General features: G+C 59.9%; 2 pseudogenes. Both read right to left on the bottom strand.

The features are described 5' to 3' along the window. Positions 1-305: pseudogene (locus tag AC1DKD_RS41670) on the bottom strand (hypothetical protein); the annotation flags it as partial. After that, positions 302-640, bottom strand: a pseudogene (locus AC1DKD_RS41665) (DUF3304 domain-containing protein); the annotation flags it as partial. The pseudogenes AC1DKD_RS41670 and AC1DKD_RS41665, both read right to left, overlap by 4 nt. Positions 641-811: the final 171 nt, after the last annotated feature.

Genomic DNA, 811 nt, shown 5'->3' with positions numbered 1-811 from the left:
CGGTAAAAGTACTCGCCCTCCCCCGGCGTATTTCCCTCTTCAGCAGGATAGGCATTGTGCAGGCGAACGATATTGCTATGAAAGCGCTTGGCGGGTTCCGGTTTTTTGTAGTCCCGCTCCATGTTGTTGTTGGTGCCGTCGAAGAACAGCCCCACGTTGACCAGGATCTGGCAAACCGGCTGGCGCACGAACGTGCAGGCGGGCTTGGTCCCCAACACGCGGAAAACCTCGCGCGGCGTCAGGCTGCAGCATTCGGCCGGATCCGGCGGGAGCGTGCGGTCGGGGGCAGCGATATAGCGCTTCATTGTTGGGGCTCCTTCGATTTGTTTGGATTAACCGGATAGGGAATGGGGTGGTTGAGGCTATGTGAGTCGTAGCGCGCCGACACGACCACGCGGACCACGTCGTTCGGATAGATGTGGGCATAGATGGTGCCKGCCTYGGYRTAGGGCTCGACCTCGACCACCTTGCTCCCATAGAGGATCTTGGCCCCGTCACGGGCCTTCCACTYGACGGTCACCTGCAGSCCGGGACGGTAGACTCGCGGTACGCCCACGCAACACGTTCCCGAGGTGCTGCCGTAGGCACGCATATTGCCGCCCCATTGCCCATCGATGGAAAACCCATCCATGTAGTTGCCGGTGTGGTTGACCCCGCCAAGCGCATCTCCTTATACAAAAGTCCAGCGTCCTGACCGGGCGCAGTGCGACCAGAATTTGATGGGACTTGGGCGGGAGGGGTTGTAAACTCGTGCGGATTCGCGTTTACTCCTGGCTTTTTTGAGCGCGAATGAACAACGAGTCGGGGGCAT

It is taken from the genome of Cupriavidus sp. 05T313, from assembly GCF_056396665.1.
This window is presented reverse-complemented; position numbering and strand designations above follow the sequence as displayed.